Here is a 14,017-nt window from a genome sequence, read left to right on the forward strand (position 1 = left end):
TCAAAAAACGCCCACAGTTGTGAGCGCTTGTGTTATAAGAAAACAATGTTTGTAGTTTCTATCCAATTTATCACTATGTTGTAAATGAAAAGTCTAACAAATCTCAATCCAATGTACAAAGACATGAATGTGATGATGACGTAAGGTATTTTCTCAAATTTGAAGTTTTTGATGTTAAGTCCCAAGAAAAACAACAATATAACGAAGGCTTCTGCAATAACAATGTAAACTCCCAGTGGATAAAGTGCCATTGACATTGCTGCTTGAAACATAACTAATAGCAATATGCTGTAGTTTTCGTCTTCTCGCCAATCATCTTTTACGAAAAACTTGTTAGCTACTCTGTAAATTATTTTGAATTTAAGAATAGCAAACGCAAATATAAACACGCATCTTATCGCAAAATAAATGTATCCTACGAGAAAGTTTCTTCTGATAAATGCAATTGTGTCAAAGCTTGAATAATAGTCCAAAATAGCTGTGACGATAAAAGCTAATAATCCCATTTTAAACAAGCCGTTTTTTTTATTTTTGAATCGATTTTTCGGAAGTTCCAGTGTTTCTCCCATAAACTCGAAAATCTCGTATACATTATCGTAAAGCTCAGATTGTTTGCTATTCATTTGATCAATTTTATTTAATTTATTCATAAGCAAACCCTCCCTTTTTCGCTTATCATATATATATTATACATCATTTCAAAGTAGAGTTTCAATCATTCCATCGATTATTTGTAATAACTACCAGCATACTCGTATTTTTTACTCGTGTATATTGTTTTGTCTTCTGTAAATTTTATGTCGACCTCTTTCGTTGATAAATATTCTCCATTTACTTTGTAGTTATCTGCGTTGGAATTTTTGAGTATCAATATTCCATTAACCGTAATTTGTGGAGTTTTTGGGACTTTTTCATTTTCTACATAATACACGTTGCCCTTGTCGATGAACACTCCGTCTATCGTAACATCGTTAAGTATTGTGATATCTTCTGAATCAATTAGGATGTTTTTCTCTTTTCTGGAAAATTGTACTAATTTAGTCAGAAATTCATCATCTATTTCTGTTTCTTTATCTCCGTCATTTTCTTCATAGGAATTTTCCTTTTCATCTTCCGAAACTTCTTCGTTGTTTTGATTTATTTTTTCGGCTACGAATTCGTTGTATTTTTCATCAGCAACCTTTTTGTCCACGAAATACGTTTCATCATTCAATGAAAATATTAAACAATCTTTTATTCCGATGCTTTTCTTTCCTTCAATGATTTCCGGCAACAATTCGTCGATTTTTTCTTCTGATATAATTCTTTTTTCAAAAGGATTTTTCCTATTATACACCATTCTAGTCGTTACTCTGGATCCATTATTGTCTGGATAACTGCTTGTAAATGAGAAGATTTTTGCTGCTCCATCTTTCTCTTCGTAATAATCAATCTTCGTCGGATGATTGAATTCTGGGATATCTGCAATCTGCAAGGTAAATGTTCCACTTTTAGAATTTTTCTTCAATTCTTCATCAAAAAGTTTCCTTTGACTTATGATTCGAACCTTTGAATAAGCATTTGCCTTGGCTTGAATGTAGTCGTATTTGTAGGTGTTGACAGTTCTGATATTTTTCACTTGAACTATCAAAAACGCAATGACAATCATCAACACGAATATCATGTAAAGAGCATAAATTGTGATATAAGCTTTGGATTTTCGTTTCATTTTACCTTATCTCCGATGTAGACTACCAGTTTTTTTCCATTTTCTTTTAAATAAATGTAGTTGTCGTCATGACTAAATGTGAAATCATCGGCGTTCTCCTTGAGTTTGTTCTGAGTTATCCTACCGTTGGGCCCGTGTTCTTTTAAATCATCAAAACTACTAGGATCTGTAAAAGCGTATCGTATGATTTTGCCGTTTTCTTTTGTAAAATACACATAATTTTTCTTATTATCAATATATTTTACTAGGACAAATCCCATTGATTGGTCGAAATGAGTCCAATTAGGCTTTTCTGTAATTACAGACCTCGACCTTTCGATTTCGTTTTTTATGTAATATGAGCAGTGGTCGACATCGTCTACGTTGTTTTTCAGAGTAAAACTCGACTGCATAATTTTAAAATTAGTCTTAAACGATAGGAAAATCACACCCAACACTACGGAGAATATGAACAAACTCACCATAACTTCAAGCAACGTAAATCCCCTACTTTTCTTTGTAAAATGACACATCTTTCGCAATATCTCCATTAGTTACACTGACATTTACCTTAACCAAATCTCCCACATCATCTTTTGTTACAACGACTTTTGAATTCTCATCAACAATTGAATCATCCACATCATCGTGCGCTTTCAAATATTCCACAGAATTGTCCAAATCACGTAGCACAACATTTTCAGTGTAGGATTTATCCTGCATCGTAATCACATTTTTAAGCTGTGGATAGTACACTACGACACAAAGACTCACCAAAAACAATGCAAATAAAACCTCAAGCAGTGTAAATCCCTTATTTTTTCGTCTCATCCACATCCACTCTCCCTGTCGCTATGTAACAATTTATCCTGTATGTTTTGTTTTTCGTTTCGTAATAAATAGTCGGAAAACGTGTTGCTGCAGATGACTTGGATATATTTGCCCCGATATTTCCAAGGTCAAATGTACTTGCCCCATCTTTATTTAAATAAAGTTTGCCGTTTTTCAATTCTCTTTCGAAAAGATTCTTCATTTTATTAGAATCGTAAAAATAATAGTAATTTGTGTCGAATCGAAATTGAATACTTCTTCCCGAATTCATCGCAACACTTCTGGCACTTTTCAAATCGCTAACAAGCGTATTAATCTCTTTTCTACTTGCAACATCAGTTTTGAAGTCGTATTTAAAAACGCAAGTCATAATCACAACAGAAATAATGAATAGACTCACCATCACCTCTATTAAACTGAATGCCTTAGCTTTCATTTTTAATTTAGAAAACATTTCCCATCACCACATACAATAAAAAAGAAGACCAAATCACAGGAATGAATGCAATCTCCTCATTCTCTTCTTTTCTTATAATATAAATCAAAGCCCTGATTCCACTAATAATTCCCAGATAAAACACAAAACTCACCAAATCTGTGAGGCTTTTGCTCATGCCAAGTCCTAGAATAATCAAACAATCCACATTACCCATAAACTTTTCCTTAGTGAAAAAATTAATCATCAAAATAACCAATAATAGCAGAAAACTCGTCAGAAAAAATTTAGAAAACACAGAAACAATAATGCTACAAATTATGAAAAACAAAACATTAATCCAGTACACCTCATTAGTTTTGAAATCATCAACCATCATGTCGCTACAGCCAAGTAATAAAGCAAAGTCGTAGATTGATGTTGTATTCGTAATGCGGAAAATCGCATACAAAAATACCGAAATCAACGCAAACACTCCAACGTTTTTGATGGACAATCTCTTCAAATATAAATCCATCAAACATTTAGCTATCAACATCAAAACTATTATGGTTTCCATATTTTCCTCCATAACAATATTATATTATATTTTTAGCTAAAATAAACATTTTATTGTAAAGTATTGGTTGATTTCGGTCGGTAAAGCTAGTCAATCATTTTACGTAAATAATCGCTGTCTATTATGCGAATTTCCGTTCCTTCTATGTAAATCGCCTTGTCTTCAGCGAACTTCTTCAATTCCTGATTCAAGCTTGGTCTGTTGACGCGAAGAATATCTGCAAGCATAGTTTGTGAGGTTGGAAGTTTCAAATAATCCACTTCTTGCAAATGGAGTATCCAATAAGCTAGCCTCTGTGATACTTTTGAATACTGAGTCGCTCTGATTACAAGCTTGTTAAAACAAGTGTATTCAGCTACAAATTTCAGGATATTTTTCGTTAGGACGATGTCTGTATCCATTATTTTCTCAAACTCTTTTAGTGGCAAGAAATACACTTTTGTTTTCTTGGTAGCATATACATCGTATGGAAACTTTCTCGTGTGTCCAAAATACAAGTAAAATGGAAATGCGTCCCCTGCAAAATAATACGAGGACACTATTTCCTTTCCATTTATGGTGTATTCACACGCTTTTAAGCAACCTTTGTCAATAAACATTGCATTCTTCAAATCTTCTTCCTTGCTAAGAACCTTTTCACCAGATTCATAGTTTTTCGAAAAAACATCTAATTTAAGTAGCTCTCTCTTTGATCTGTCCGATATATTATCGAATAGTTTAAAGTCTAATATTTTCATTTAAAACCCTCTTCTCTTACTTAAATTCTAACAAAAAAAGTTTTTAGTGTAAATCATTTAACTGATATTTGATACAATAAAATACCAGAATTAGATTGGTTTCTAACTCTGGTATAATATATAAGAGATATGAAATTGTTTTACTAGAATATTCCTAGTCCTTTAAGGAATATTATTATCAATACAAATGGTAAAACATATGATACGTATTTCATAAACTTAGGCACTTTTATAGAATTTGCTCCGTTATTGACATCTTCTCTAAATACATCGAATTTCCATTTGAATAATGTGTAAAGTATCAACGCTATAGCGCCAAGTGGCATCAATATATTTCCTGATAAGAAGTCTGCAAAGTCGAACAAGTTTTTGTCCATTATTGTGACTGACTTTAGTATGTTTTGTCCAAATATAGTTAACAATCCCACAACAAATATTGATGTTAGTGCGTAGATTACGCCTTTTTTTCTGTCAATATTAAGTAATTCAGTAAATGATGAACTTACAGGTTCCAAATATCCTAATGCGGATGATAACGCTGCAAAGAACATCAATAAGAAGAACAATACTCCGAAAAATCTTCCGAATGGCAAATTCATAAACACGTTACTCATAGTTACGAATAATAGGTTTGATCCTGAATCTGGTTGTAATCCTAGTGCAAATACTGCCGGGAATATTGCAAATCCAGCGATAAGAGCTGCCAGTGTGTCAAATCCTATAACCATTAATCCATCTGTTGGTATGTCTGAGTCTTTGTTAAGATAAGATCCATATACAAATGCACCACCACTTGCGATTCCTACTGAGAAGAAACATTGTCCTAGTGCTGCTAGTATGGATTCTGCATTGATTTTTGAGAAATCAACGTTCATATACCATTTAACACCTTCAATTGCATTTGGAAGAGTTATTGATCTAATTACAACTGCTATTAGCATTATAAATAATGCTGGCATCATAAATTTACAAGCTTTTTCCAATCCGTCGTTTAAGTTTTTAGCTGAAATGACACCAATTATGATTGTACAAATCAATGTAAATATTAAAAGCGTCATTGGAGAATCCAACATTTTACCAAAGTTTTCAGTGTACTGTGTTGCTGTAAATCCTGTCATTTCCCCTGTAAGCATTTTCACAAAATAGTTTAATATCCAACCCATTATTTGAATGTAGTAAGTTAGAATGAAAAACGCACTCAATACTCCAAGCCAACCGAAACTTACCCAAGGGCTGCCTTTTTTAGTTAGATTTCTCATTCCTGCAATTGGACTCGCTTGCGCTTTTCTACCAAGTGTAACTTCCATATAGAATAGAGGTATCCCAATGAACACACATATTAGAAGATAAACTAATACGAACGCTCCCCCTCCATTTGTACCAACTAGATATGGAAATCTCCACACATTTCCCAATCCAATGGAAAATCCAGCTGCCGCCATGATATAACCAAATCTACTATTCCAATTACCTCTATTGTCGCTCATAATTACACCCCCATTAAGACTTAAATATAGTCGGTTTGTCGACTTTTGTTTCTAATGCCTTGATTGCACGTTCAACCAATTCTTCTCTTAAACCATCTTCACGAGCTTTCAATTCTGGATTACCGACTGGGTATGGAATTGCTACTGTAGGTACAATTCTGTTTGCTCCTACTGATTGTGAAATTGTAGTTATAGTAGCCATATGAACTATAGGGATACCATATCTTTCTATTTCTTTTACCATCGTTGCACCGCAACGCGTACAAGTACCTCAGGTACTAGTCATTATAACGCCGTCAACTTTGGCATCTTTCAATTCTTGACCAATTTCCTTACCGAATCTCTTAGCATTAGCTACAGATGTTCCTGTTCCTGTTGTTGTATAGAAATATTTGAATACATTTCCTATTACGCCTTCTTTTTTGAGTCTTGTAAGTTGATCCAGAGGTGCAACTCTGTCTGCTTTTGCATTACAATAAACAGGGTCAAATCCACCGTGGATTGTGACGAATTTTCCTTTTAATTCATCCAAATCACTTACATCGTATTTTGCCCATTTTTGAGCTGATGCTGATTGAACTTTGTCAGGGTTTCCTTCAGGAACAACACCACCAGTTGTGATAAGAGCGATTGTCGCTTTACTCATGTTAGCTATTGGAGCTGCCGGTTCAACTTCGTCAAATTCTGGCATTGGAAGTTCTGTTTCAAATTCTTCGTCGTTAAATCTCTTAAGAAGCATTTCAACTGCACGACGTGCACCGATTTTGTCAGAAAATTCTGTCAAACGTCTACCTTGTGAAAGGTAATTATCTTCTTTTGGAGAAAGTTTCTTTCCTTCAATAATTTTATTTGTCAAAGTAACCATTTCTTTTATGGCTTGTCTCATTTTTGCTGCAGAATCCGCAGTTTCAATGATGTAGCTGTGAAGTCTACACATATCTACAGCTGGGTTTTCAATGTACATTCCAGTTACAAGTGGGATGTCTTTGTCTTTTAATAAATTGATAACTCCAGAACACGCCATACCATATCTACCAGCGTTAAATGCAGGTCCTGCTACGACAATATCAGGTTTTATTTTTTCAAATACATCCAATATAAATTTGTCTGATTCTTCTTTATGTTCGTTGTAATAGTTGTCACCACAAACGATAGTTCCAACAACTTGACCATCTACCAAAGCCTTATCAAAAGCTTGCGCACAACCGATCGGTTTGTCTTCAAAATGAGGCTTATAATCAGCTTTGTCTTCTCCTCCTATTTGTCCAAAAAACTGATTTACATAATATAATATTTTTTTCATAAAAACCTCCTAGTAAAGCTTAACTGTAAGATTGTGGAATCCTATTTCAGATGTAGAACCAGTAACGGCGTTAAGTTCGCATACGATAGTTCCTTTTTCCTCATCCAAGCATCCATCCCATCCACCAGCCAAGTTCTTAATGGCTTCTACATTACCAATAATTTTATCCGGCTTATCCAAATGAACAAGATGAGATACATTTCCCGTAGATACTACAGCACACGCTTCCTTCTTAGCATCTGCCAAAGGTTGAGAATCTCCTGCCCATCCAGCACATTCATCAGTAATAAGTACCGATTTTATTCCGGCTTTTTCTAATCCTGAAGATATCATAACCAAGTCAGAGTCTGGATTACCATAACCTTCTTCAGAAATTACTACACCATCTGCTGCTAACATCTTGCAAAGCTTAACAGTGTAATCGCAAGTTCTAAATTTACCATCCAATGTAGTAAGTTCTGGAACCATAATTTCTCCTACAAAATTAATATTTTTGCCATGTTCCTTGTACAATTCCTTAATTACTGAGTTGTTTTGGTGTTGATAAGTTGTGATTTTATCGCAAGCAGCTACACAGTTACCGCTTACAACTGCACCGTCTAGCTCTTCATTAGGATGAAGAAGTGTAGGTAAAATCTTCTTAACATCTACTCCGTAAATGTACACATCGTGAAGTAAACCTTGTGCAATCATCATTTGTGCATACACGACTCTTGGAAGATCTTTAAGTCTTTCTGCTTCTGTTTTAATATCTTGAATTTCGAAGACTTCTGAATTATCACACTCTACATTTTCAAGAGCATATCCCAAGTATTCGGCTGACTTCAAACCTACAAGTCTAGCACAAGTTTCGTGTTCGTGAGGTTCGATATCTTTTTGAACTTTAATATCCACAACCACATTCAAAGTCTTGGAAAATGGAGTGTAGTCTGCTCCTTCTCCCCACATATCTATAATTCCTTCTTGGAAACCAACCACATCTCCTACAGTAACCACAGCGACATTTTTCATGATTTTAGTAATACCGTCCCCAAGTTGTTCGATTTCACCTGTAACACCTGGGAACTTATTAGTTCTACCAACTCTAAATCTAGGTTCAATACAGTCTTTAACTGGAATAATCCTAGTTTTTTCGCCAGGTTTAGCCAAGTCAATGCTAATTTCTGTTACAAAATCGACATCCTTTAAAAAATCGATCATTTCATCTTTGTTGATAAAAAGAGTCTTATTTTCTACCTTGGTAGTATCAGAAAATTTAACATCTTCAATCAGACAGTTTTGATATTCTAATTTCATAACCCCAACTCCTTCATTAATTCTCTATACCTTCTTTTAGAAGAACCGCATCGAGAGTACAATAATCTTCACCATTTCTGTAATCTGGCTTTCGAACTCCCATAGTGTTGATATATTTTTCGATAGAGTTTTCAATAATTTCAATTGACCTTTCCGAAAAACCTTTTCTCATAACTACACTTCTAACCGGCGAATAAAACATCCTAATCGATGCAGCTAGAGGATGAGTAACCAAAGAATACCCCAAATGTGTGAGATCTCTTACCTTATAAAGCACATCCAAATATTCCCCGTCGATATTAATAGTGTTGTCGTATTCGTTAATTACATAACTATTATTAGTAACAATTACTATATCCTTTTCCATAACCATCCTCCTTGTACTATTATTAAACCATATTTCTTGATAAAAAAAAGTTAGCACACTAACACTAATTAAAGTAATTGTTAGTGTGCTAACACAAAACAAAAAAATTTAGTTATAAATTTCATTTTTTAAATTTTAAGTATCAGGTAACGGTTAAAATATTTTATCCTATACTCTCAAATCAATATTTTAAATTAACTATTTTTAACTTTTTCAATTAATTTCAAAAATTTCTTTTCATTCTGTTGATCATTGGTAATCCATTTTCCATCATAAAACAACGCATAAGTTGTGCATGGAGTGGGAGCTATTTGTGCTTGTTCTTTGGAATGGATGTGAATTGTTTTGAAGGAAATGTTGTTTTCTTGTGCAATTTTCTCTATAATAGGCACGTATTTGGCATTAAATGGGCATTGATTGGTATAATACAAGACAAATCCTTTTTCTTCGATGTGTGGATTTTTGGCTTGTGTTTTAAATTTCGGGATTGAATTATTTTCATCAAATGGCAAATACATTAGATTTATTCCACAGTCAGACTCATCAGCTACACGAAATCCTTTTTTTGATAAATATTTTGGATCAGATAGGAATGGCTTTTTCTTTTTAGAAGAAAGTATACACAGGCCAATTTTACCTTGTGATTTTGCGTCTTGGATACATTGATTGAGCAAATCATTTGAATATCCGTGGCCTTTTAAAGCTCCTGAAACCCAAAAACAATCAATATACATATAATCATCTGCTTCAATTGGTATCCACGCATTTTCAGCTGGTATGTATTCAATGGAACATTTACCCCTTTTTTCTGATTTGATGAATACAAGACCATCGTCAAAGCAGCTTTTCATCCATTCTTTTTTCGAACAAACTTGAATATCTTTGTTGTTTGATAATGCACAACATATATGTTCAGTTTCTATATTGTCTTTTGTTACGCGTATATATTCCATGAATTTTCACCCCATTTTTATTTTATTATATACTATTTTAAAGGTTATATACTCTTTGTTGTGTATGTATAATTTATCGATTTAGTTATTCTCTTAATTTCTATAAATGAAAATATTGCAAATTTGTTCAAATTATTGTATCATACAGTATACTCAAAATTTAAGGAGAACAAATGGATATAAATAAAAGATTTGAACACGATAAATTAAAGAAGTTTCAGATATTTAACGCAGCTCAGCTAAAATACATTGCGTTTACATCGATGCTAATAGATCATGTTAACAACTCGATTGTAACGCATTTTTTAAATGGAAAAGGAGCATTATTGTATATATCGAACTTTTTATCGATATTAGGAAGGATTGCTTTTCCTATTTTTATATTCTTCATAGTTGAAGGATTTTTCAAGACGCATAACAGGGCGAAATATCTTAGAAACTTGGTGATTTTCGGGATAATTTCTGAAGTTCCATTTGATATTTTCACATCGAAGGTATTATTCGATCCGTACTGGAACAATATGATGTTCACGTTGGCATTGTGCTTGGTGACTATCTGGATAATAGATTATGTGAAAGATAAGTTTAAAAACAGGATACTTTGGTACGTTGCATCTGTTGTAATCGTAGCTGTTTTCGGATTCTTAGCGATGTATTTGAGCTTGGATTATGATTATCACGCGATAATTCTAGCTTACTTGTTCTACATTTTCTACGACAAACCAGTGATTTCCGCAGGTCTTGGATATTTGTCGATTATCAAAGAAGTGTATTCCTTCTTGGGATTCGCCTTTACTGTGACTTACAACGGAGAACGTGGAAAACAAAACAAATTGGTGAATTATCTGTTCTATCCAGTTCATATACTGATACTTGGACTTATTAGAATGTATTTTAATTTTTAATTGAGAACTTGCGATTTGCAAGTTCTTTTTTTCATGAAAATCTCTTTTACAAATAAGACAAAAGGTGTATAATTAGTATTTTGGAGGCCAAAATGTTCGTAGCAAATACTTATGAAGAACTAATGAATATGGAAAATATAATATTTGTCGATGTTAGAAGCGAATACGAGTTTGAGAAAGAAACCATCCCAGGTGCAATCAATATTCCTATACTAAACAACGAGGAAAGAGTGGAAATCTCAACGATTTATGATGCAGGAGATCACGAATGTGCAAAGAAATTGGCGATAAGATATGCATCTGTAAAACTAGAAGACATTTACGTGAAGTTGTTGGATTTGAGCGAAAATCACAACGTGTGCTTGTTTTGCTACAGAGGTTCCATGAGAAGTACTGTGCTTTTTAACATAATGAAATCAATGGGACTTGACATTTACAGGCTAAAAGGAGGATACAAAGCTTATCGTAAATATATTATTGAAAACTTAGATAAGCTTATTAATTCACACGAATACGTAAATATCAAAGGCTACACTGGTGTTGGAAAGACAGAAATTCTGAATATTTTAGAAAATTCTCACAAAAACGTCCTCAACTTGGAACAACTTGCAAACCATAGAGGCTCCATCCTTGGAAATGCCGGATTGAAAAATCAACCATCGCAAAAAATGTTCGAAAGTTTGTTGTTCGATAAGTTAAAAAGTTTCGATGATGAACCTGTTTTTGTGGAATGTGAAAGTAGCAAAATAGGAAGAATTAATGTTCCCAAATCTTTGAGACAAAAATACAACGGTTCACATCATCAAGTTATGATAAATTCAAGCCTTCAAGATAGAATAGATAGAATAAAAACAGATTATTTGAAAAATGCCGATGCTTTGGAGGATATCAAAAAAGGGATAAATCATTTGTCCAAATACATTGGCAACAATAACTCCTCCATTTTGATTGATAAACTAGAGGACAAAGACTACGATTATGTGATAGAAACTTTAATTACGAAATACTACGATATCAATTACGCAGTCAAAGCAAAAGATTTTGAACTGGAAATAAATAACGTCAACAGCGGAAAATGCGCTGAAGAAATAATGGAATTTTATGCAAAATAATTCTGTATAAATATGTGCTTTGAACACAGCAAAAGCAGATGCTATATAAGACATCTGCTTATTTTTATTTTTTGTAAGTTATATCGTTTCTCTTTGCAACTCTTTGTATGTTTTTTTGGTGAGTTTGTAATCTTTTAAGCCTTTTATCATAGACTTTGTCGATTCTATCGTGGATTAAATCGACCTTTTCAGCGCTTTCAACTCTTTCATCCAACAAGGTTTTGAGCTTTTCTTTGAGGTTGGTTTCTCTTTCAATTCTGTCTTCTAATATTTTGGCGCTGTTTTCTATGAAGGATTTCTTGATTTCCACATGTTCTATCCTGTCTCGAAGAGCAGTCCTTATTTCCGACAAATCAGCTTCAAGTGTTTGTGATCCTTCCAACGCTTTGAGCTTGACATCTTTTCTGATTTCGTTCAAGTATGCTTCCATTTTTTCTTGATATTCAATTATATATCTAAATCCATAAGCTTGTTTTACTGAAATTACAACATCTACTGAAAATATAGCTATAAGAATGTAAATCACGAAGTTGTAGTTGCTGTTTTTGATTTTTTCAGTGAGTTCAAGTATGTATTTATTGGAATAATTCATCATGAATATGGACATAACTCCGAAAAACAGTGATGATCTGAGGCATATCAGCCCTTTTATGTTCATAAATCTTTCTGTGTAATCCCAATATCTTACTTTGAATATTTTTTCAATTAAATATCCTGTTATAAACTCCAATGCCGTTGCAATTATAAGTCCCGATAAAAATATTACGATGTAAGAATCGTTAAATCTCTCTATTGCGTGATCCACAAAAAGCGTGATGAATACTGCTCCAAACCCATATATCGGAAGTAATGGCCCGTACAAGAATCCTCTGTTAGTAAGCTTTTTCTGTCCAGCGCTTACCCAGATTACTTCCCAAATATACCCAAAAACTGCATAAAAGAAGAACATATATATGAAATTAATTAACTCCATTTTATCTCCTTAAAGACAAAGATAGGCTTTCACCTATCTTTGTGTTTTTGATTTATTTTTGTATATTATTGTATAAACTAGGTGTATTATTATTGCAAACGCAAATGGCATATATATTCTACTCAATGAAAATTCTTTCAAATATTTGACTATTGCCATTATGGAAACCACTGCACTTGCAACCAAATACAATCTCAATTCCTTCAAAGATGATATGTCCTCATCTCTTCTGTCGTAAATCATTTTAGTCACGACTAACAACGATGCCACAAAAATTATCAGCATTATTCTTGTGAAATTCTTACCTGATACTGCGATTTCTACTAAAAATCCAGAGAACAACAAGAATATGACATATGTTATTAGCGTGAACAGTCTATTATTTTTCACTTTATAATGCTTGAGCAGCTGTTATTATAGCTAGCTTGTACACGTCTTCTTCGTTGCAACCACGAGACAAATCGTTAACTGGTTTTGCCATTCCTTGAAGGATTGGTCCTATTGCTTCGAATTTTCCTAATCTTTGAGCGATTTTGTATCCAATGTTACCTGCTTGTAAATCTGGAAATACGAACACATTTGCATGACCTGCTACATTTGAACCTGGAGCTTTTTGTTTTCCTACAGATTCAGCGATACTAGCGTCAAATTGTAATTCTCCGTCGATTGGAAGTTCTGGTGCCATTTCTTTGGCAAGTTTAGTAGCGTTGGCAACTTTTTCTGCAAGTGGGTGTTTTGCAGAGCCTTTTGTAGAGAATGAAAGGAATGCAACTTGTGGATCGATATCGTATAGTTTTGCAGTTTCAGCACTTACAACCCCAACTTCTGCTAATTGTTCTTCGGACAATTCGATGTTGATGGCGATGTCTGAGAATACGTATCTTTCACCGTTTGGTCCAATCATAACCATTGCTCCTGATACAAGTTTTGTACCTGGTTTTGTCTTGATTATTTGAAGTGCCGGTTTTACAGTTTCACCAGTTGAGTGAACTGCGCCTGATACAAGTCCGTCCACTTCGTCACAATAAAGCATCATTGTTCCGTAGTAGTTTACATCTTTAAGCATAGTTCTTGCTTGTTCTTCAGTGTTTTTGCCTTTACGTCTTTCAACAAATTTGTCTACTTTTTCATCAAAATCAGAAGCATTTAGTGGATTGATGATTTTAACCCCTTCAATGTTCAAGTTTTCTTGGTTTGCTAATTCTTTGATTTTTTCTTCATCACCCAAAATTACAGGAGTAATTATTTTTTCTTCGTTCAATCTCGCTACTGCTTTTAAAATTCTTAATTCTTCTCCTTCAGGAAATACTATCTTTAAGTTTTTGCCTGAGATTTTTGATTTTAATGATTCAAATATATCCATCTTCTTCT

General features: G+C 33.6%; 17 protein-coding genes. 2 read left to right on the forward strand and 15 right to left on the reverse strand.

Annotated features, from left to right (window positions below; all coding sequences use genetic code 11):
• Positions 1–32: 32 nt before the first annotated feature.
• The 12 genes from GKG01_RS05285 to GKG01_RS05340 all read right to left on the reverse strand — a co-directional run bounded on the left by GKG01_RS05285 (position 33) and on the right by GKG01_RS05340 (position 9,656).
• Positions 33–650, reverse strand: a complete 618-nt coding sequence (locus tag GKG01_RS05285; RefSeq protein ID WP_154271727.1) for a hypothetical protein — start codon at positions 648–650, stop codon at positions 33–35.
• Positions 651–727: 77 nt separating this feature from the next.
• Positions 728–1,708 carry a hypothetical protein gene (locus GKG01_RS05290; protein WP_154271728.1) on the reverse strand — a complete coding sequence of 327 codons (981 nt, stop codon included), beginning with the start codon at positions 1,706–1,708 and terminating at the stop codon, positions 728–730.
• On the reverse strand, positions 1,705–2,238 hold the full coding sequence (locus GKG01_RS05295; protein ID WP_256369389.1) for a prepilin-type N-terminal cleavage/methylation domain-containing protein: 534 nt from the start codon (positions 2,236–2,238) through the stop codon (positions 1,705–1,707). Before GKG01_RS05295 ends, GKG01_RS05290 begins: the two co-directional genes overlap by 4 nt.
• Positions 2,195–2,518, reverse strand: a complete 324-nt coding sequence (locus GKG01_RS05300) for a prepilin-type N-terminal cleavage/methylation domain-containing protein (RefSeq protein ID WP_094225270.1) — start codon at positions 2,516–2,518, stop codon at positions 2,195–2,197. The genes GKG01_RS05295 and GKG01_RS05300 overlap by 44 nt, the downstream gene beginning before the upstream one ends.
• Entirely contained in the window at positions 2,502–2,972 is a 471-nt protein-coding gene (locus GKG01_RS05305) for a prepilin-type N-terminal cleavage/methylation domain-containing protein (protein ID WP_154271730.1), read from the reverse strand. Before GKG01_RS05305 ends, GKG01_RS05300 begins: the two co-directional genes overlap by 17 nt.
• On the reverse strand, positions 2,962–3,513 hold the full coding sequence (locus GKG01_RS05310; RefSeq protein WP_154271731.1) for a hypothetical protein: 552 nt from the start codon (positions 3,511–3,513) through the stop codon (positions 2,962–2,964). The genes GKG01_RS05305 and GKG01_RS05310 overlap by 11 nt, the downstream gene beginning before the upstream one ends.
• An 86-nt stretch (positions 3,514–3,599) precedes the next feature.
• Positions 3,600–4,250 (reverse strand): Crp/Fnr family transcriptional regulator, encoded by a 651-nt coding sequence (locus GKG01_RS05315; RefSeq protein ID WP_154271732.1) that lies wholly within the window; start codon positions 4,248–4,250, stop codon positions 3,600–3,602.
• A 143-nt stretch (positions 4,251–4,393) separates the two neighbouring features.
• The gene (locus GKG01_RS05320) at positions 4,394–5,737 is read right to left on the reverse strand and encodes a sodium-dependent transporter (RefSeq protein ID WP_154271733.1); all 1,344 of its coding nucleotides are present in this window, start codon (positions 5,735–5,737) and stop codon (positions 4,394–4,396) included.
• 13 nt (positions 5,738–5,750) lie between these two features.
• On the reverse strand, positions 5,751–7,040 hold the full coding sequence (locus tag GKG01_RS05325; protein ID WP_154271734.1) for a glycine/betaine/sarcosine/D-proline family reductase selenoprotein B: 1,290 nt from the start codon (positions 7,038–7,040) through the stop codon (positions 5,751–5,753).
• Positions 7,041–7,049: 9 nt separating this feature from the next.
• Positions 7,050–8,336, reverse strand: coding sequence for a glycine/sarcosine/betaine reductase component B subunit (locus GKG01_RS05330; protein WP_094206557.1), 1,287 nt, complete (start codon positions 8,334–8,336; stop codon positions 7,050–7,052).
• Positions 8,337–8,352: 16 nt separating this feature from the next.
• Positions 8,353–8,703, reverse strand: a complete 351-nt coding sequence (locus GKG01_RS05335; protein ID WP_094206558.1) for a GrdX family protein — start codon at positions 8,701–8,703, stop codon at positions 8,353–8,355.
• A 194-nt stretch (positions 8,704–8,897) separates the two neighbouring features.
• Positions 8,898–9,656, reverse strand: a complete 759-nt coding sequence (locus GKG01_RS05340; RefSeq protein WP_154271735.1) for a YoaP domain-containing protein — start codon at positions 9,654–9,656, stop codon at positions 8,898–8,900.
• Positions 9,657–9,829: 173 nt separating this feature from the next.
• On the opposite strand from GKG01_RS05340, the gene GKG01_RS05345 reads away from it, so the two are divergent.
• Positions 9,830–10,561: a TraX family protein gene (locus GKG01_RS05345; RefSeq protein ID WP_154271736.1), complete on the forward strand. Its 732-nt coding sequence runs from the start codon at positions 9,830–9,832 to the stop codon at positions 10,559–10,561.
• Between the two features lie 92 nt (positions 10,562–10,653).
• Positions 10,654–11,673 (forward strand): tRNA 2-selenouridine(34) synthase MnmH, encoded by a 1,020-nt coding sequence (gene mnmH, locus GKG01_RS05350; protein ID WP_154271737.1) that lies wholly within the window; start codon positions 10,654–10,656, stop codon positions 11,671–11,673.
• 64 nt (positions 11,674–11,737) lie between these two features.
• Here the strand turns inward: mnmH and GKG01_RS05355 are convergent, their stop codons facing one another.
• Genes GKG01_RS05355 through pta form a run of 3 tightly spaced genes read right to left on the reverse strand, consistent with a single transcriptional unit; the run spans position 11,738 to position 14,009 of the window.
• Positions 11,738–12,646: a hypothetical protein gene (locus GKG01_RS05355; RefSeq protein WP_154271738.1), complete on the reverse strand. Its 909-nt coding sequence runs from the start codon at positions 12,644–12,646 to the stop codon at positions 11,738–11,740.
• A 33-nt stretch (positions 12,647–12,679) separates the two neighbouring features.
• Positions 12,680–13,036 carry a hypothetical protein gene (locus GKG01_RS05360; RefSeq protein ID WP_316522077.1) on the reverse strand — a complete coding sequence of 119 codons (357 nt, stop codon included), beginning with the start codon at positions 13,034–13,036 and terminating at the stop codon, positions 12,680–12,682.
• Position 13,037: 1 nt separating this feature from the next.
• Entirely contained in the window at positions 13,038–14,009 is a 972-nt protein-coding gene (pta, locus tag GKG01_RS05365; protein WP_154271739.1) for a phosphate acetyltransferase, read from the reverse strand.
• Between the last annotated feature and the right edge of the window lie 8 nt (positions 14,010–14,017).

The organism is Finegoldia sp. BIOML-A4 (assembly GCF_009679635.1).
In the GTDB taxonomy this organism is placed as follows: domain Bacteria; phylum Bacillota; class Clostridia; order Tissierellales; family Peptoniphilaceae; genus Finegoldia; species Finegoldia magna.